The organism is Streptomyces sp. NPDC097129, from assembly GCF_055668065.1.
In genome coordinates, this window is record NZ_JBVOQE010000001.1 from 991,072 (window position 1) to 1,008,776 (window position 17,705).

Sequence of the window (17,705 nt, forward strand, 5' to 3'; positions counted from 1 at the left end):
CCACCGGGACGGCGGGACCGGGACGGCGGGACCGGCCAAGGTCAGGGCCCGAAGACCCTCATGGCTCGAAGACCGTCACGGCCGGATGAGCGTCACGGCCGGATGACCGTCACGGCTCGATGACCGTCACGCCCGCGCCCGCCGCCGTGCCCATCGCCGCCAGCGCGGCCGGGGCGGCCGTCAGCGGGATCGTGGAGGTGACCAGCAGGTCGGGGCGCAGGGCGCCGGCGCGGACCAGTTCCAGCATCGCCGGGTAGGTGTGCGCGGCCATGCCGTGGCTGCCGAGGAGTTCCAGTTCCAGGGCGACGGCGCGGGCCATGGGCACGGGTGTGGTGCCGTCAGCCGAGGGCAGCAGGCCGACCTGGACGTGCCGGCCGCGGCGGCGCAGGGAGTTCACGGAGGCCGCGCAGGTGACGGGCGAGCCGAGGGCGTCCAGGGAGAGGTGGGCGCCGCCGCCGGTGAGGTCGCGCACGGCCGCCGCCGTATCCGGGACGCGCCCCGCGTCCACGCACTGCGCCGCACCGAAGGCGCGGGCCAGCTCCAGAGCCCGGGGCGACACGTCGACCGCGACGACGCGGGCGCCCGAGGCCGCCGCGATCATCACCGCGGACAGGCCGACGCCCCCGCAGCCGTGGACCGCGACCCACTCCCCCGCCGCGACCCGGCCCTGCCGCACGACCGCGCGGAACGCCGTGGCGAACCGGCAGCCCAGCGAGGCGGCCGTGGCCCAGGACATCTCCCCGGGTACGGCGACGAGGTTGACGTCCGCGTGGTCGAGCGCCACGTACTGGGCGAACGACCCCCAGTGGGTGAAGCCGGGCTGGGTCTGCCGCTCGCACACCTGCTGGTCGCCGGCCGCGCAGGCGGCGCAGGTGCCGCAGGCGCAGACGAAGGGCACCGTGACCCGGTCGCCGGGCCGCCAGCCGGTCACGCGGGCGCCGACGGCCTCCACCACCCCGGCCAGTTCGTGCCCGGGGACGTGCGGGAGGGTGATGCCGGGGTCGTGGCCCTGCCAGCCGTGCCAGTCGCTGCGGCACAGCCCGGTGGCCGCCACCCGCACCACGACGCCGTGCTCGGCGGGCGCCGGGTCCGGCACCTGCCGCACTTCGGCCGGCTCGCCGAACCGCTCGAACACCACAGCGCGCATACGCCCCTCCCTCGCCCCCGTCCGTCCCGCCCCGCACGGTATCCGGCGGCCGCCGACGCGCCGACGGCTGCCCCATGATGGCGTTCATACCCCCTAGGGGTATACTCTGAGAGAAGTGGCGGCCCGCGCGGCCCCCACCGACCCACACGCCTCGACGAGGAGTAACGACATGACCGCCCACACCGACACCCCCGGTTCCGTCACCACCGTCTACAAGGTGAGCGGCATGAGCTGCGGACACTGCGAGGGCTCCGTCTCCGCCGAGATCTCCGAGATCCCCGGCGTCACCTCGGTGAAGGCCGTCGCCGCCGCCGGCGAGGTCACCGTCGTCTCCGCCGCCCCGCTGGACGAGGAGGCCGTGCGCGCCGCCGTCGACGAGGCCGGCTACGAGCTGGTCGGCAAGGCCTGAGCCGCGCCGCCGCGCACCCGCCGCAGTACACCCGCGGCCGCGCCTCCTCGCGCAACCGTCCCGACCGGGCCGTACCGACCAGCTGATACTGGATCCGTACGGCCCGGCCCGTTCCCAGGAGTACGTGCAATGCCCAGCACCGCACCGGCACCCATCACCGCTTCCGCCGACACCTGCGAAGTAGAGCTGCTCATCGGCGGGATGACCTGTGCGTCCTGCGCCGCGCGCGTGGAGAAGAAGCTCAACCGGATGGACGGCGTCACCGCCACGGTGAACTTCGCGACCGAGAAGGCGAAGGTCGTCTACCCCGCCGGCCTCGACGTCGCCGACCTGATCGCCACGGTGGTGAAGACGGGGTACACCGCCGAGGAGCCGGCGCCGCCGCCCGAGGAGTCGCAGGAGACCGCGGCACAGCAGGACCCCGAACTGACGGCGCTGCGTCAGCGGCTGGTCGTCTCCGCCGTGCTCGCCGCGCCCGTCGTGCTGCTGGCGATGGTGCCGGGCCTGCAGTTCGACAACTGGCAGTGGCTGTCGCTGACGCTCGCCGCACCCGTCGTCGTCTGGGGCGCGTGGCCCTTCCACCAGGCCGCCTGGACCAATCTGCGGCACGGCGCGGCCACCATGGACACCCTCGTCTCGGTCGGAACGGCGGCCGCGTTCGGCTGGTCGCTGTGGGCCCTGTTCCTCGGCGACGCGGGCATGCCCGGCATGCGCCACGGCTTCGACTTCACGCCCGTGCGCGGTAACGCCTCCTCCACGCTGTATCTGGAGGTCGCCGCGGGCGTCACCGCCTTCATCCTGCTCGGCCGCTATCTGGAGGCCCGTTCCAAGCGCCGCGCCGGTGCCGCGCTGCGGGCGCTGATGGAGCTGGGCGCGAAGGACGTGGCCGTGCTGCGCGGCGGCCGCGAGCTGCGGATCCCGGTGTCCCGGCTCGCCGTCGGCGACCGGTTCGTGGTCCGGCCGGGCGAGAAGATCGCCACGGACGGCACGGTCGCCGAGGGCGTCTCCGCCGTCGACGCGTCCATGCTGACCGGCGAGTCGGTGCCGGTCGACGTCGGCGTGGGGGACGCGGTGACCGGGGCGACCGTCAACGCCGGGGGCCGGCTGGTCGTCGAGGCCACCCGGGTCGGCGCGGACACACAGCTCGCCCGCATGGCCAGGCTGGTCGAGGACGCGCAGAGCGGCAAGGCGGAGGTGCAGCGGCTCGCCGACCGCATCTCCGGGATCTTCGTGCCCGTGGTGCTCCTGATCGCGGCCGTCACCTGCGGCGGCTGGCTGGGCGCGACCGGGGACGCGACGGCCGCGTTCACGGCCGCGGTGGCCGTGCTGATCATCGCCTGCCCGTGCGCGCTGGGGCTGGCCACGCCGACCGCGCTGATGGTGGGCACCGGGCGCGGCGCGCAGCTCGGCATCCTCATCAAGGGCCCCGAGGTGCTGGAGTCGACCCGCCGTGTCGACACCGTCGTCCTGGACAAGACCGGCACGGTCACCACCGGCCGGATGACCCTCCAGGAGGTGTACGTCGCCGACGGCGCCGACGAGAAGGAGGTGCTGCGGCTCGCGGGCGCCCTGGAGCACGCCTCCGAGCACCCCGTGGCCCGGGCGATCGCCGCCGGCGCCGAGGAGCGGGCCGGTGCGCTGCCGGACGTCGAGGACTTCGTGAACGTGCCCGGGCGGGGCGTCCGCGGGCGCGTGGACGGGCGGGAGGTGGCCGTGGGGCGGCTCTTCGACGCGCTGCCGCCGGAGCTGGCCCGGGTGCGGGAGGAGGCCGAGCGGGGCGGTCGTACGGCTGTCGTGGTCGGCTGGGACGGCGCGGCGCGCGGGGTGCTCGCGGTGGCGGACGCGGTGAAGGAGACCAGCGCCGAGGCCGTCGCGCGGCTGCGCGGGCTCGGGCTGACGCCGGTGCTGCTGACCGGGGACAACCGGACGGTGGCCGAGGCGGTGGCGCACCAGGTGGGCATCGACCAGGTGATCGCCGAGGTGCTGCCCGAGGACAAGGTGGACGTCGTACGGCGGCTGCAGGGCGAGGGACGGACGGTCGCGATGGTCGGCGACGGCGTCAACGACGCGGCGGCGCTCGCCACGGCCGATCTGGGGCTGGCGATGGGCACGGGCACGGACGCGGCGATCGAGGCGAGCGATCTGACGCTGGTGCGCGGGGATCTGCGGGTGGCCGCGGACGCGATCCGGCTGTCCCGGCGGACGCTGGCCACGATCAAGGGCAATCTGCTGTGGGCCTTCGGCTACAACGTGGCCGCGTTGCCGCTGGCCGCGGCCGGGCTGCTGAACCCGATGATCGCGGGGGCGGCGATGGCGTTCTCGTCGGTGTTCGTGGTGACCAACAGCCTGCGGCTGCGGACGTTTCGATGAACTGTCCGTGATCTGTTCGTCACAGCCCAAGCAGCGGACCCCCCTGGAGTCCGGCGCGCACCTCACATAAGCTCTTCACAAGCCTCGCGCATCTTCCTTACGCGGGGGCTCCGATCGTCATACCGGGGCTCTTGCGCATCTAAAGGACATATGCAAGAGACGCAGATCACAGTGATGTGAACGTAACCATCGAAGGGGTTCGAAGGTCTAAGTTGGCGATGTCGGGAAGCGTCTTGGGGGGCGCGGAACGACATCTGGAGTCGTCTTGGGGGACTTCTCCAGAGCTGCGTTGCCGGGACGTGTACACCGGGAAGCTTTGAGCGGCCCTCCCAGCGTGTGCCGTCCCGGCACACATCACTGGAGTACGGCGGTTCGCTCGCCGTGCTCATCACAGCGATTCAGGCGCTGTTCTCACAAGCGCCCGGCCGGATCCCGTGGGGGGAATCCGCACCGGGACACGGGAAGGCGCCCTGGTGGTCGGCCCGTGGGGGGACTGACGCACCGGGGCGCCTTCTGTTTGCCTTCAGCCGCACGGGCAGATACGGCTGTACCCCGCACCCGGCACGCCGGATACGGGGTACAGCGGACGCCGGGTGCGGCTCAGCGCTCCTCGACCGGGACGAAGTCGCGCTCGACCACGCCCGTGTAGATCTGGCGGGGGCGGCCGATGCGGGAGCCGGGCTCCTTGATCATCTCGTGCCACTGGGCGATCCAGCCCGGAAGGCGGCCGAGGGCGAACAGGACCGTGAACATCTCGGTCGGGAAGCCCATGGCCCGGTAGATCAGGCCGGTGTAGAAGTCGACGTTCGGGTAGAGCTTGCGCTCGGTGAAGTAGTCGTCGGAGAGCGCGTGCTCCTCGAGCTTGAGCGCGATGTCCAGCAGCTCGTCGGACTTGCCGAGCGCGGAGAGCACGTCGTGCGCGGCTGCCTTGATGATCTTCGCGCGCGGGTCGAAGTTCTTGTAGACCCGGTGGCCGAAGCCCATCAGGCGGACGCCGTCCTCCTTGTTCTTCACCTTGCGGATGAAGGTGTCGACGTCGCCGCCGGAGTCGCGGATGCCCTCGAGCATCTCCAGCACCGACTGGTTGGCGCCGCCGTGCAGCGGGCCCCACAGGGCGTTGATGCCGGCGGAGATCGAGGCGAACATGTTCGCCTGCGAGGAGCCCACCAGGCGGACCGTGGACGTCGAACAGTTCTGCTCGTGGTCCGCGTGCAGGATCAGCAGCTTGTCGAGCGCGGACACCACGACCGGGTCCAGCTCGTACTCCTGCGCCGGCACCGAGAAGGTCATGCGCAGGAAGTTCTCGACGTACCCGAGGTCGTTGCGCGGGTAGACGAAGGGGTGGCCGATCGACTTCTTGTAGGCGTAGGCCGCGATCGTCGGCAGCTTCGCGAGCAGGCGGATGGTGGAGAGGTCGCGCTGCTTCTCGTCGAACGGGTTGTGGCTGTCCTGGTAGAACGTGGACAGCGCGGAGACGACCGACGACAGCATGGCCATCGGGTGGGCGTCGCGCGGGAAGCCCTTGTAGAAGTTCTTGACGTCCTCGTGCAGCAGGGTGTGCCGAGTGATCTCGTCCTGGAACGCGGTGAGCTGGTCGACGGTCGGCAGCTCGCCGTTGATCAGCAGGTAGGCGACCTCCAGGAAGGTGGAGCGCTCGGCCAGCTGCTCGATGGGGTAGCCGCGGTACCGGAGGATGCCCGCCTCACCGTCGAGGTAGGTGACGGCCGATTTATAGGCGGCGGTGTTGCCGTACCCGCTGTCCAGGGTCACCAGACCGGTCTGGGCGCGCAGCTTCCCGATGTCGAAGCCCTTGTCGCCGACGGTGCTGTCGACCACCGGGTAGGTGTACTCGTTGCCGTCGTACCGCAGTACTACAGAGTTGTCGCTCACGTCTTCCCTCACCGACGTTGTGCCTCATCTTCGAGGTTGCCCTGACTGTCTCTACCATCCCCCATTTGGCTCAGGAGAGTGCACTCGGGGTCGACCATTGGGCTTATCGGCGGCACTCAGTGCCGCCAACTTGCACATCCTGCCCCCTTCCCTGCCCATCTGGAAGTGCTCTGTGACCTTCACGACTCGTTTGATCGATCATTTTTTACGGTGGCGCCCCTGAGCCGGAAGTCCAGCGCCGTGCACCGCCGACCCGCCGACACCGTCCGCACCGCCTGACCGATCGCCTTGCGTGAACCGACGAGGACGACCAGCCGCTTGGCCCGGGTCACGGCGGTGTACAGCAGGTTCCGCTGGAGCATCATCCACGCGCCGGTGGTGACGGGGATCACCACGGCCGGATACTCGCTGCCCTGGGAGCGGTGGATGGTCACCGCGTAGGCGTGCGCCAGCTCGTCCAGCTCGTCGAAGTCGTACGGCACCTCCTCGTCCTCGTCGGTCAGCACCGTCAGGCGCTGGTCGACCGGGTCGAGCGAGGTGACCACGCCCACGGTGCCGTTGAAGACACCGTTCTCCCCCTTGTCGTAATTGTTGCGGATCTGGGTGACCTTGTCGCCGACGCGGAACACCCGCCCGCCGAACCGCTTCTCCGCGAGGTCGGGCCGGCCGGGGGTGATGGCCTGCTGGAGCAGCCCGTTGAGCGCGCCCGCGCCCGCGGGCCCCCGGTGCATTGGCGCGAGCACCTGCACGTCCCGCCGCGGGTCGAGGCCGAACTTGGCCGGAATCCGCCGGGCCGCCACGTCGACCGTGAGCCGTCCGGCCTCCTCGGTGTCGTCCTCGACGAAGAGGAAGAAGTCCTTCAGCCCGTCGGTGAGCGGGTGCTGCCCCGCGTTGATCCGGTGCGCGTTAGTGACGACGCCGGACTGCTGGGCCTGGCGGAAGACCCGGGTGAGACGGACGGCCGGGACCGGGCTGCCGTCGGCGAGCAGATCCCGCAGCACCTCCCCCGCGCCGACGCTCGGCAACTGGTCGACGTCCCCGACGAAGAGCACGTGGGCGCCCGGCGGGACGGCCTTGACCAGCTTGTTGGCGAGGAGGAGGTCGAGCATGGAGGCCTCGTCGACGACCACCAGGTCGGCGTCCAGGGGCCGGTCCCGGTCGTAGGCGGCGTCCCCGCCGGGCTTCAGCTCCAGCAGCCGGTGCACGGTGGAGGCCTCGGCGCCGGTCAGCTCGGCCAGCCGTTTGGCGGCCCGCCCGGTGGGCGCGGCGAGCAGCACCTTGGCCCGCTTGGCGCGGGCCAGCTCCACGATCGAGCGGACCGTGAAGGACTTGCCGCAGCCGGGGCCGCCGGTGAGAACGGCGACCTTCTCGGTCAGCGCCAGTCTGACGGCGGCCTCCTGCTCGGGCGCCAGCTCGGCACCGGTGCGGGTTTTCAGCCAGGCGAGCGCCTTGTCCCACTCGACGCTGCGGAAGGCGGGCATCCGGTCCTCGTCGGTGCGCAGGAGGCGCAGCAGCTGGGAGGAGAGGGAGAGTTCCGCGCGGTGGAAGGGGACGAGGTAGACGGCGGTGACGGGCTCGTCGGTGTCCGCCCCCGGCACCTTCTCCCGGACGACCCCGGGCTCCTCGCCGTCCTCGCCCGGCTCGGCCAGCTCGGCCAGGCACTCGATGACGAGCCCGGTGTCGACGCCGAGCAGCTTGACGGCGTCGGAGATGAGCTTCTCCTCCGGCAGGTAGCAGTGCCCCTGGTCGGCGGACTGCGACAGCGCGTACTGCAGGCCCGCCTTCACCCTCTCCGGGCTGTCGTGCGGGATGCCCACGGACTGGGCGATCTTGTCGGCGGTGAGGAAGCCGATGCCCCAGACGTCGGCGGCGAGCCGGTAGGGCTGTTCCTTGACCACCTGGATCGACGCGTCCCCGTACTTCTTGTAGATGCGCACGGCGATGGAGGTGGACACCTCGACGGTCTGCAGGAAGAGCATGACCTCCTTGATCGCCTTCTGCTCCTCCCAGGCGTCGGCGATCTTCCTGGTCCGCTTCGGCCCGAGCCCGGGCACCTCGATCAGCCGCTTCGGCTCCTCCTCGATGACCCGGAGGGTGTCCACCCCGAAATGCTGCGTGATGCGGTCGGCGAAGACCGGCCCGATGCCCTTGACCAGCCCGGACCCCAGATAACGCCGGATGCCCTGGACCGTGGCCGGCAGCACGGTCGTGTAGTTCTCGACGTGGAACTGCTTGCCGTACTGCGGATGCGACCCCCAGCGGCCCTCCATCCGCAGGGACTCCCCCACCTGGGCGCCGAGCAGCGCGCCGACGACCGTGAGCAGATCGCCGGCGCCTCTGCCGGTGTCCACCCGGGCCACGGTGTAGCCGTTGTCCTCGTTGGCATACGTGATCCGCTCCAGCACGCCTTCGAGCGTGGCGAGCCGCCGCGCCTCCCCGCCGCCGGACGGGGTCCCCTCCTGCTGAGCCATGATCCGACGGTACCGGCGGGGTGTGACAGCGGGCAGCCGCGAGGGGTGGCTCTCAGTAGTCTGGGGACATGGACTACGCGAGGATGCGCGCCATCGCCGCGGAACTCGGCGCTTACGCCGAGCGGCTCGAAGGGGCTTGGAGCGTCGAGATCGGGCCGTCCGGTCCGGTACTGGCCATGATGTGCCCGTCCAAGCGGCACGAGGGCACGATCCGCCGCATTCGCAATCAGCTCAACGCGCAGCTCCCGGCAAGCCATCCGGGCTATGTCTGCGAGAACGGCCCCGAGATCGAGCACCCGGCGATGGGCCGCATGCGTCGCCCCGACGCCGTCGTCATCCCCGAGGCCGTGCTCGACGAAGAGGGCCTCGCCGTCGACGCGACGCAGGTTCTGGCAAGGGGCGCTACAGCCGCAAGGAGCCGTACATCTTCGGCGACTCGGTGCCGTTCGGCCCGTGGACGGTGGAGACGTCCGACTTCCGCCGCTACGGCAAGGACGACGCCGGCTGAGGCAGGCGATTTCGCGTCGAAGTCCAGCCTTTGACGCGCAGTTGCAGCCCCTGATGCGCGCGTGACATGGCAAACGCATACCAGGGGCATGCTGCCGTGCGGTGGCGACCGACTGTGGCCTGACGGTGTCTCAGCGGCCGAGATGTCACGGTGCGTTGCCAAGGAATTGCTTGACGTTGCAGCAGCGGGTCTGCGAGAGTCCTTGTCGTCCGACCCAGAGTCGGAGAGTGTGCGACGGTATGTGAAGCTCCCGCCGCCGGCCCAGCTGATGCGGCCCGCGGGATGCGTTCCACATCCGGGGGGAACCGTCGATTGACCACGGCGAGAGTTTCACTACTGACGCGCGCAACAGGCGTCCGGCCACCGCGACCACGGGCCCGGGCGCAGCAACGCGGAAGAGGGGAACGCCCGTGACCGTTTTCGACACCACCGAGCAAGCCGACCGAGTCTTCGGCCAGTTGTTCCGCATCCTGCTCAAGGACTCGACGTTCACCGACCGCATGCGGGAGGCGAACATCACGCTTCATCTGATCCAGACCAAGCCCGACGTCGAGCTGTACGTCACCCCCGACGGAGTGGAACACGGGGCTCCCACCGGGCCCGTCGCGATCCGCATCAAGATGTCGTCGGACACCGCTCACGCCCTGTGGCTGGGGAAGCTGCTGATGCCCGTCGCGCTGGCGACCGGTCGCGTCCGGATCAAGGGGAACGTGGCGAAGGTGCTGGAGTTCGTGCCGCTGCTGCAGCCGGCGTTCGACCAGTACCCGCAGATCGCCCGCAGCGAGGGCCTCCCGGTCTGAAGACCGCTCCGCACCCGAACAGCTTCTTCGCGCAAAGGACTCTTGTCGTGACCGACTTTGCCACCAGCCCTCTCGACCTGTTCGCCGAACCCGCGCACATCGCCAAGCACCGTGCGCACGTGCGGGCCTTCGTCGACGAGCACGTCCGGCCCCGCGTCGCCGCCAACGACCTCGCCGCGCACGACGATTTCGACTGGGACCTCGTGGCCAGGGGCCACGAGGCCGGACTGCTGCGCATGGTCATCCCCGCCGAATACGGCGGCGGTGGCCTGGGTGTCCTCGGTGTCGCCGTCGCTTTGGAGGAGATAGCCGCGGCCTGCGCGGGAACCGCGCTGATATTCGGCGCAACGCTGCTCGGCCAGGCCCCGGTGCTGCTGTCGGCCGATCCGGCGCTCCAGTCCCGCTTCCTGCCGCTCTTCTCCGGCGACGCACCGGTACTCGCCTGCAACGGCATCACCGAGGACCAGGCGGGGTGCGACTTGCTGATCCCCGGCAACGCGGAGCACGCCCGTGACGTGATGACCGCGCGCCGCGACGGCGACTCCTATGTCCTGACGGGCCGCAAGCGGTTCATCACCAACGCCAGGGTGGCTGCGTTCGGCTCCGTCTATGCCAACGTCGAAGGGTACGAGGGCGCCACGGGCCTGACGGCGTTCATCGTGCCCCTGGACTCCGAGGGCATCACCCGTGGCCCGGTCGCGGACAAGATGGCCTACCGCGCCTGCCTGGGCAGCGAACTGGAGTTCGATCACGTACGGGTCTCCGCCGAGAACGTGGTCGGCGGTGAAGGCAACGGCATGCTGATCAACATCCAGCAGATGAACATGGCCCGCGCCACCATCGCCGGACTCTCCACCGGTATCGCCCGCGGCGCGTTCGAGCTCGCCAAGCAGTTCGCGCAGGAACGCGTCCAGGGTGGCACCGAGCTGTACCGGCACCAGTTCACCGCGCGGAAGCTGGCCGAGATGTCCACGAAGATCGCGGCCTCCCGGCAGCTCTACCTCGCCGCGGCACAGGCCGCGGACACGGAAGTGCCCTGCCCGGTACTGCTCCCGGCCCAGGCCAAGCTGTTCGCCGACCAGGTCTCCATGGAAGTCGCCGCCGAGGCGATGAGTGTCATGGGGGCGCGCGGTTTCCTGCGCGAAACCGGCATGGAGAAGTTCGTCCGCGAATCGTTCGGGGCGCGGATCTACGAGGGCACCCCGGAAGTCCTGGCCCTGGCCATCACCGAAGCCCTCTACGAGGAGGAGGACGACGACTTCTGACGCACCGGTGCCGTCGCTGCTCGGCGCGCACCGCACCAGCAACACCAAGGGGGAAGAATGAACCATCAGCAGCGCACATACGGGGGCGCCTCATCGACGCTGAGGCCGTGGACCGTCCCAGCGGGAATCGACGACACCTCGCGCGACGACCGGGCCGTCACGGCCGCGCAGCACCGCTACGTGCAGGACATCCTGCGCATGCACTCCGATCTGGCCTACGGGACGCTGTTCTCCGGCCTGGCCGAGCGTGACGGCATCCTCTACAGCGCCGACCACGGAAACGGTCTCCTGACCGTCGCGGCGCCCACCCGCGCCCTCGATCGCCGTCATCTGCTGGCGATCTCCGGGTTCAGGCTGGCGGAGTACCTGCGCGTCGGGTTCGCCAGCGAACGACTGGTCTTCGAGCGTGCTCTGTTCTGCGAACCGGTACGCGAGATGCATCCCGACGACGTGCACGTCGTCACCGTCTCCCGCGCCACCGGGAAGATAGCCGGGTACGTGGCGCTGGCCCACACCCGTGAGTCGCGGCCGGTGACGATGCGCAGGCCCGACCGGGCGCTGTTCCCGTGCGAGGACGCCCATCGCCTGCGTCTGGAAACCGTCGCGTCCGGCCTTGCCCGAATACCCGCGGCCCGGGTGTGGGAGGTCAAGCGTCTGGTGCATTCGGGCTCCCTCCAGGGGCAGGGGGACAGGCTGCGCGTCACGCTGCAGCTGCTGGCGGGGATCGCATGCTCGATCGCCCGCATGCACCCCAGGCCGAAGGCGCTGGTCGGCGACGTCGAGCAGCACGTCGCCCTGCGGCACCTGGTGCTCCTCGGCCTGGACGTCGTCCTCTTAGAGGGCACCACGCCCCGTCTGCCGGCCAGCAACGTCATGCACCCGATGTATCTCGCACGCGACGACGTCCTGCCGTTCTACGCCAGGATCCCGGACGATGAGGAAGTCGAACGCCGCGTGGCGATGGTGCAGCAGGCCGCGGCCTGCCCCAACCCGCTGCGCTCGGTACGGGCCTTGCTGGCCACCCTCGCCGGCTCCGTCACCCGTCTGCAGGAGGCGGCGTGAGCACCGTCGAGGCGCCCGAGGAGTTCTACGCCACGTTCACCGAACGCAATGCCGGGTTCATCGACCCGCAGGCGCAGCGGGCCCTCGCCAACGCCACCGTGCTGATCGCCGGATGCGGGTCGACGGGCGGGGCGGCCGTGGAACCGCTGGCCCGCGTCGGTGTGCAGTCGTTCCTTCTCGCCGACACCGGCCGGTTCGAACTGAACAACCTGAACCGGCAGCACGCCGAGTACGCGGACATCGGCGCGCACAAGGCCGAGGTCGCCGAGCGCAGGGTCCGCGCCATCAACCCACTGGCGCGCACCTCGGTGTACGCCGACGGCATCACCGAGGACAACGCGATGCTCCTGGCGGAGCGCGCCGACGTCGTGGTGGACGGAGTCGACGTCACCGAACGCTCCGGCTGGCGTGCCAAGTACCTGCTCCACCAGGCCGCGCACGCGTGCCGGACTCCGGTGATCACCGGCTACGACATGGCCGGCACCCAGTACGTGCGGTTCTACGACTACCGGCGGACCACAGAACCGTTCGACGGCAAGATCACATATGCGATGGTGCAGGACAAACCCATCTGGGAGCTGCTCTTCCGCGCCATCCCGGCCCGGCACATCCCCGTGGAGACGATCCGCAACGCCCTCGATCACGTGGATGACCCCGAGTACAGCGTGCCCCAGCTCGTCTACGCCTCGCTGCTGTTCGGCGCCCTGACGGCCCGCATGGTGACCGCCCTGCTGGCCGGAGAGCCGATCCGCCCGCACATCGTCCTCGACGCGCACCATGCCACCCGCACCGGCCGCGACCGGCTGCGGGCAGCCGTGGCGCATCCTGCCGCGCTCGTGGCGGCGGTGCGCACACTCGCCGGCCTGCGCCGCACGCACCAACGGAAGAAGGAATCATGACGGACACTCTCGCCGAGCCGATCACGCGGCAGACCAAGAAGGCCCGGCAGCTTCTCACGTCGTCCACCCGCCACTCCTACGATCCCCGGCTGGACGTGGACTGGGACGCTCCGCTGGAAGACGGCAAGTGGTTCCTGCCCGAGGAGCGCTGCACGCTGTACGGCACGCCGCTGTGGGGCGACCTGTCGACCGAGCAGAAGATCATTTCCTCGCGTGAGGAAATGGCCTCTTCCATCGCGCTCGGGGTGTGGACGGAGCACATGCTGCTGCACATGGTCTCCCGCTACGTCTACGACCGGAACGTGGCCAGCCCGCAGGTGCAGTTCGCCCTCACGGAGGTCGCCGACGAGGTCCGCCACATGATCATGTTCGCCAAGGTGGTGGAGCGCATGGGCAGCGAGGTGTATCCGACGCCCTGGCGTATCCGCGAGTCCGGCCGGATGCTGAAGGTGACCTTCCCCGTAGCCGCGCTGTGGGCGCTGATCCTGCTGACGGAGGAGATCTTCGACCAGGGGCAGCGCGAAGTCGCCGCCGATGAGCGGGTGCAGCCGCTGGTCCGCTCGATGTCCCGGATCCACGTGGTCGAGGAGGCCCGGCACATCAGCTTCGCCCGCAGCGAGCTGGAGACGTTCGTGCCCACCCTGAACAAGGCGCAGCGCTCGGCGTTGCGAACGGTTCTGGCGATGTCGATCCGCACGTTCGCCGGGGAGTTCTTCAACCCGAGGATGTACCAGCGTGCCGGGCTGCCGGCCGAGGCGCGCACACAGGCGATGGCCAACCCGCACGTGCGGGAGACGTTCTCCTGGGCGGCCAAGCGGATCACCGGCTACTACAAGGAGATAGGCCTGATCGGCGGGGCGAGCGAGCGGATCTGGCGCACGGCCGGATTCCTGGGGACGGGCTCGTGAGCGACGTCCACGAGCACGAACAGGTCGACTACGACGGCGAGGCGGTGCTGCTGGTCGGCGACGAGGAGATCACCACCCAGGTGAGGCTGGCGGGCTTCTTCCAGCCGGTCGACGGCCGCTACCACTGGTACGGCAGGATGGCGGCGGACGAGAGGATCACCGCCGCTGCGGGGGGCCGGGGCAAGACGCCGTGCGCGCTGGCCACCACTCAGGGCGCCGCTCTGGGGCTGCTCGTCGACCCTGACCACTGGGGCCGCTACCGGATCGAGGGCACGGGCACACCGCCGTTCCCGGTCGAGGCGGAGGCCGGCGCGCCGTACGCCTGAGGTGACCCGCTGACCTGGTCCCCGCCGCCTTGCGCCCCCGGAAGGCGGCGGGGACCCCTTCTTTTCAGCTGCTTCTTTTCAGCTGCTTCTTTTCAGGTGTGCCGGGTCGTCGTGAGGCCGGCGAGCATGTGTTCCACCACGCGCGCCGCATCGGCTGCCGCCTCCTCGTAGTCGCCGGACAGGATGACGGACGTGGCCGCTTCGCACAGGGTGCCGAAGATGATGGTGGCCGCGGTCCCGGTGGAGACGTCGTGCAGTTCGCCGCGTGCTCTGAGCTCGTCGAGCAGCCCGGTGATCATCGGCAGGGCGATCTCGTTGTCGATCTCCCGGCAGCGGTGCACGCCGAGGACCTCCGAGGACTGACGCAGCAGGGAGCGCTTCTTCGCGTCGCCGACGTAGGAGGCCAGGAACTCCTTGACGGCGAGGGAGATCAGCTCGCTGGTGGGCGGCGGGGTGTCGCTCTGCAGCACCCCGATCAGGGTGGAGCCGAGCTCCCCCAGCAGCTCGGTCTGCGCCGCGCAGAACACCTCGTCGAACAGGGCTTTCTTGTCCGCGAAATGGTGGTAGACGGCGCCCTTGCTGACGCGGGCGGCCTGGGCGATGTCGTCGATGGACGTCGAGTCGAATCCGTCGTCCGCGAACAGTTCGCCCGCTGATTCCAGCACCGCGGCACGGGTGAGGGCCGCGTACTCGACGCGGCGACTTGGCTTGACGGTCATGAGGGCTCCTGGGAATACTTACCGACTCCAAGTCATATACAGACTCTGAGTCGGTACTCGACTCAACGTTCGTCATTATTCAACGTCCTGAGCCCGCTGACCACAGGAGGGACCGCGATGAACGCCCCACCCCCCGCCCAGCCCCCCGCGCCGCCGACCGGATTCGCCTACCGCACCGCGCACCGCATCGGCCGCTACCGCTACTGGATCGTCGCCTTATGGATCGCGGCTCTCGCCGCCGCCGGAATCGGCGCCGCCGGGCTCGCCGGCGTCCTCTCCGGTGGCGGCTGGTACGTCAAGGGATCCGACTCCTACGCCGCCGCGGTCCACCTGCGCCACGGTTTCACCGGACGCGGAGCGACCACCGCGACCCTTGTCGTGCGGGACAACCGCTACACCGCGTCAAGCCCCGCCTTCGCCACCCGTGTCGCCGACGTCGCCGAGTACGTGAAGGCCGACCGCACGCTCAACGTGGGGTCCATCACCGGCTACACCTCCGTGACCAGCCCGGCCGCGAAGGCCGAGTACACGGGGCGCGACGGCCGTACGATCACGGACTCGATCGCGATCAACGTCGATGACGGCACGGCCCGACGGGAGCTGCCCGCGATCGAGAAAACGCTGCGCGACCGCTACCGGCCCCAGGGCCTGGACGTCTCCCTCGTCGCGCCGGCGTCGTTCTGGGGAGAGGTCAACACCCTTTCGCAGACCGACCTCATGCAGGCCGAGATGATCACCGCACCGCTGATCATCCTCATTCTGCTTCTGCTGTTCCGCTCGCTGGCGTCCGTCGCGGCGGCGCTGGCCTCCGGCATCACCGGCATCCTGCTCACCCTGGGCGCCCTGTCCCTGATCGCCCATCAGATGCAGCTGTCCCTGTTCGTCGAGAACGCGGCAACGATGATCGGGCTGGGCGTCGGTATCGACTACGCCCTCTTCCTCATCTCCCGCTTCAAACGGCAACTCGCCGCCGGTGACGACAGCACCACGGCCCTTGCCGTCACCTTGCGCACCGCCGGACACACCGTCATCGCGTCCGGATCCACGATCGTCGTCGCGATGTGCACGCTGTTCGTGATCCAGCTCAACGTGATCTTCTCTCTCACCCTCGGCGCCGTCCTCGTCGTCGCCTTCTCGGTGCTGTCCGCCAGCCTCTTCCTGCCCGTCCTGCTCCACCTGATGGGCCACAAGATCAACGCAGGCCGCATCGGACGCCGCACCCGCTCCACGCGCCCCGAGGACGCATCGCGCTGGTACCGCATCTCCCAGGGCGTGATGCGCCGCCCGGTCGCCGTCCTCGCCGTCACCGTGATTCCGCTGGCCGCGCTCGCCCTGCCCGCGCTCGGCATGAAGACGTACACACCCGACGCCCGCATCCTCCCGGCCTCCTCGAGCGTCCGCGGCGGCTACGAAGACCTCCAGGAAGCGTTCGGACCTGGCGCGCCCTCCCCCATGCAGGTCGTCGTCACGTCCACCCGGCCGATCGGCACCCGCGACACCGACCAGGCGCTCCTGGCGCTGCAACAGCGCCTGTCCCGCCTCCCCGGGGCCGCGTCGACCGCATCCGCGGCCGACACCCTGAAAACCCTGAGCCCGGCGGACCCGTACGCCGTCTACGGCACCGCCGCCTTCCGAGCGCTGCCGCACGACGCCGTCCAGATCGCGGGCCACTACGTCGATGCCGCCGGCCGTCGCGCCGTCATCGAGGTCACCCCCGCCCAGCCGTCCTCCACGTCCGCCACCCGTAACCTGCTCAGCGCGGTACGCGACCAGGCCCGCGGCCTTCCCACCGGGCTGCACGCCGTCGTCGGCGGCCAGACCGCCGAGGACACCGACGCCAACCAGCCGATCTTCGACGGCCTGCCGTTCGTCGTCGTGCTGATGATCGCGGCCGTCTACCTGCTGCTGCTGGGAACGTTCCGCTCGCTGCTGCTGCCGCTGAAGGCCATCGTCATGAACCTTTTGTCGATCGCCGCCACCTACGGCATCCTCGTCGCAGTCTTCCAGCACGGCATCGGCACCGGCCTGCTGCACTTCAACCACACCGGGTACCTGCAGAACTTCGTGCCGGTCATGCTGCTGGCCCTGCTGTTCTCCCTGTCCACGGACTATGAGGTCTTCCTCCTGGACCGGGTCCGCGAGGAGTACGTCGCGACCGGCGACAACACCCTCTCCGTCGCACGCGGCCTCACCCGCACGGCGCCCCTGATCTCCGGCGCCGCGCTTTTGATGGTCGCCGTCTTCGGGGCCTTCGGCTTCACCGGGCTCGTCCCCATCCAGCAACTCGGCTTCGGCCTCGCGCTGGCCGTCCTCATCGACGCCACCGTCATCCGTCTCCTCGTCGTCCCGGCCGCCATGCGCCTGATGGGACGCCTCAACTGGTGGATGCCCGGCCGTCCCGACCCCTCCCACGTGAACGCCGCGCCACCACAGCCGCAGCCTGCCGCCGAAGGCCGGCAGGAAGTCACCCATGGCTGAGGTGTACGCACTGCTGTTCTTCGGCCTGGTCACCGGGGCCGTGGGGCACATGCAGGTGGCTGCCTCCGTCCTCGCGACCACCGGCGTCCTCGCCGCCCTCGCACTGTTCTGGATCCGCGAGCGCCGCATCGGCGAATGCGACGAGGGGGCCGCCCGATGACCGCATACGCCACCCGGGCCACCGAGCCCGGCACCCGGCCGAAACCCCGGCGCACCCCTCACTACAACCCGGCCGACACCTACGCCGTCACCGGATTCGTCTTCTCCGTCCTCGGCCTGGCCATCGGCAACCTCATCCTCGGGCCCCTCACCATCGCGCTGGCGATCGCCGCCGCGGCGGGACGCACCCGCCGCCGACTACTCGCCGCCACGACGGCCCTGCTCGGCATCACCGACGTCCTGATCCTGCTGCTCCTCGCACACCGCGACGGCACGATCTTCTGGCACTGACCG

At 70.1% G+C, this 17,705-nt stretch carries 16 protein-coding genes; 12 read left to right on the forward strand and 4 right to left on the reverse strand.

What is annotated here, in order from left to right:
- Positions 1 to 109 precede the first annotated feature (109 nt).
- Positions 110 to 1,147, reverse strand: a complete 1,038-nt coding sequence (locus AC0B9F_RS04425) for a zinc-dependent alcohol dehydrogenase family protein (RefSeq protein ID WP_471998708.1) — start codon at positions 1,145 to 1,147, stop codon at positions 110 to 112.
- Between the two features lie 169 nt (positions 1,148 to 1,316).
- On the opposite strand from AC0B9F_RS04425, the gene AC0B9F_RS04430 reads away from it, so the two are divergent.
- Positions 1,317 to 1,556, forward strand: a complete 240-nt coding sequence (locus AC0B9F_RS04430) for a heavy-metal-associated domain-containing protein (RefSeq protein ID WP_471182826.1) — start codon at positions 1,317 to 1,319, stop codon at positions 1,554 to 1,556.
- Positions 1,557 to 1,685: 129 nt separating this feature from the next.
- Complete coding sequence (locus AC0B9F_RS04435) at positions 1,686 to 3,926, forward strand: heavy metal translocating P-type ATPase (protein WP_471998709.1); 2,241 nt, start codon at positions 1,686 to 1,688, stop codon at positions 3,924 to 3,926.
- A gap of 600 nt (positions 3,927 to 4,526) precedes the next feature.
- On the opposite strand, the gene AC0B9F_RS04440 is transcribed toward AC0B9F_RS04435, so the two are convergent.
- Positions 4,527 to 5,816 carry a citrate synthase gene (locus AC0B9F_RS04440; protein WP_471998710.1) on the reverse strand — a complete coding sequence of 430 codons (1,290 nt, stop codon included), beginning with the start codon at positions 5,814 to 5,816 and terminating at the stop codon, positions 4,527 to 4,529.
- 179 nt (positions 5,817 to 5,995) lie between these two features.
- Positions 5,996 to 8,287 (reverse strand): SF1B family DNA helicase RecD2, encoded by a 2,292-nt coding sequence (gene recD2, locus AC0B9F_RS04445; RefSeq protein ID WP_471998711.1) that lies wholly within the window; start codon positions 8,285 to 8,287, stop codon positions 5,996 to 5,998.
- A gap of 68 nt (positions 8,288 to 8,355) precedes the next feature.
- Between recD2 and AC0B9F_RS04450 the strand changes: the two genes are divergently transcribed.
- The 7 genes from AC0B9F_RS04450 (at position 8,356) to AC0B9F_RS04480 (ending at position 14,055) form a co-directional block, all read left to right on the forward strand.
- Entirely contained in the window at positions 8,356 to 8,829 is a 474-nt protein-coding gene (locus AC0B9F_RS04450) for a hypothetical protein (RefSeq protein WP_471998712.1), read from the forward strand.
- Between the two features lie 376 nt (positions 8,830 to 9,205).
- The gene (locus AC0B9F_RS04455; protein WP_471998713.1) at positions 9,206 to 9,595 is read left to right on the forward strand and encodes an SCP2 sterol-binding domain-containing protein; all 390 of its coding nucleotides are present in this window, start codon (positions 9,206 to 9,208) and stop codon (positions 9,593 to 9,595) included.
- Positions 9,596 to 9,642: 47 nt separating this feature from the next.
- Positions 9,643 to 10,860, forward strand: coding sequence for an acyl-CoA dehydrogenase family protein (locus tag AC0B9F_RS04460; protein ID WP_471998714.1), 1,218 nt, complete (start codon positions 9,643 to 9,645; stop codon positions 10,858 to 10,860).
- Between the two features lie 57 nt (positions 10,861 to 10,917).
- Positions 10,918 to 11,922, forward strand: a complete 1,005-nt coding sequence (locus tag AC0B9F_RS04465; RefSeq protein WP_471998715.1) for a hypothetical protein — start codon at positions 10,918 to 10,920, stop codon at positions 11,920 to 11,922.
- The gene (locus AC0B9F_RS04470; protein WP_471998716.1) at positions 11,919 to 12,821 is read left to right on the forward strand and encodes a HesA/MoeB/ThiF family protein; all 903 of its coding nucleotides are present in this window, start codon (positions 11,919 to 11,921) and stop codon (positions 12,819 to 12,821) included. The genes AC0B9F_RS04465 and AC0B9F_RS04470 overlap by 4 nt, the downstream gene beginning before the upstream one ends.
- Positions 12,818 to 13,729, forward strand: a complete 912-nt coding sequence (locus AC0B9F_RS04475) for an AurF N-oxygenase family protein (RefSeq protein ID WP_471998717.1) — start codon at positions 12,818 to 12,820, stop codon at positions 13,727 to 13,729. The genes AC0B9F_RS04470 and AC0B9F_RS04475 overlap by 4 nt, the downstream gene beginning before the upstream one ends.
- Positions 13,726 to 14,055, forward strand: a complete 330-nt coding sequence (locus AC0B9F_RS04480) for a DUF4873 domain-containing protein (RefSeq protein WP_471998718.1) — start codon at positions 13,726 to 13,728, stop codon at positions 14,053 to 14,055. The genes AC0B9F_RS04475 and AC0B9F_RS04480 overlap by 4 nt, the downstream gene beginning before the upstream one ends.
- A 92-nt stretch (positions 14,056 to 14,147) precedes the next feature.
- Here the strand turns inward: AC0B9F_RS04480 and AC0B9F_RS04485 are convergent, their stop codons facing one another.
- On the reverse strand, positions 14,148 to 14,774 hold the full coding sequence (locus AC0B9F_RS04485) for a TetR/AcrR family transcriptional regulator (protein WP_471998719.1): 627 nt from the start codon (positions 14,772 to 14,774) through the stop codon (positions 14,148 to 14,150).
- Positions 14,775 to 14,891: 117 nt separating this feature from the next.
- On the opposite strand from AC0B9F_RS04485, the gene AC0B9F_RS04490 reads away from it, so the two are divergent.
- The 3 genes from AC0B9F_RS04490 to AC0B9F_RS04500 are packed head-to-tail and all read left to right on the forward strand — an operon-like array spanning position 14,892 to position 17,702.
- Positions 14,892 to 17,252 carry an MMPL family transporter gene (locus AC0B9F_RS04490; RefSeq protein WP_471998720.1) on the forward strand — a complete coding sequence of 787 codons (2,361 nt, stop codon included), beginning with the start codon at positions 14,892 to 14,894 and terminating at the stop codon, positions 17,250 to 17,252.
- Complete coding sequence (locus AC0B9F_RS04495) at positions 17,245 to 17,412, forward strand: hypothetical protein (protein WP_471998721.1); 168 nt, start codon at positions 17,245 to 17,247, stop codon at positions 17,410 to 17,412. The genes AC0B9F_RS04490 and AC0B9F_RS04495 overlap by 8 nt, the downstream gene beginning before the upstream one ends.
- The gene (locus AC0B9F_RS04500; RefSeq protein ID WP_471998722.1) at positions 17,409 to 17,702 is read left to right on the forward strand and encodes a DUF4190 domain-containing protein; all 294 of its coding nucleotides are present in this window, start codon (positions 17,409 to 17,411) and stop codon (positions 17,700 to 17,702) included. The genes AC0B9F_RS04495 and AC0B9F_RS04500 overlap by 4 nt, the downstream gene beginning before the upstream one ends.
- Positions 17,703 to 17,705 lie beyond the last annotated feature (3 nt).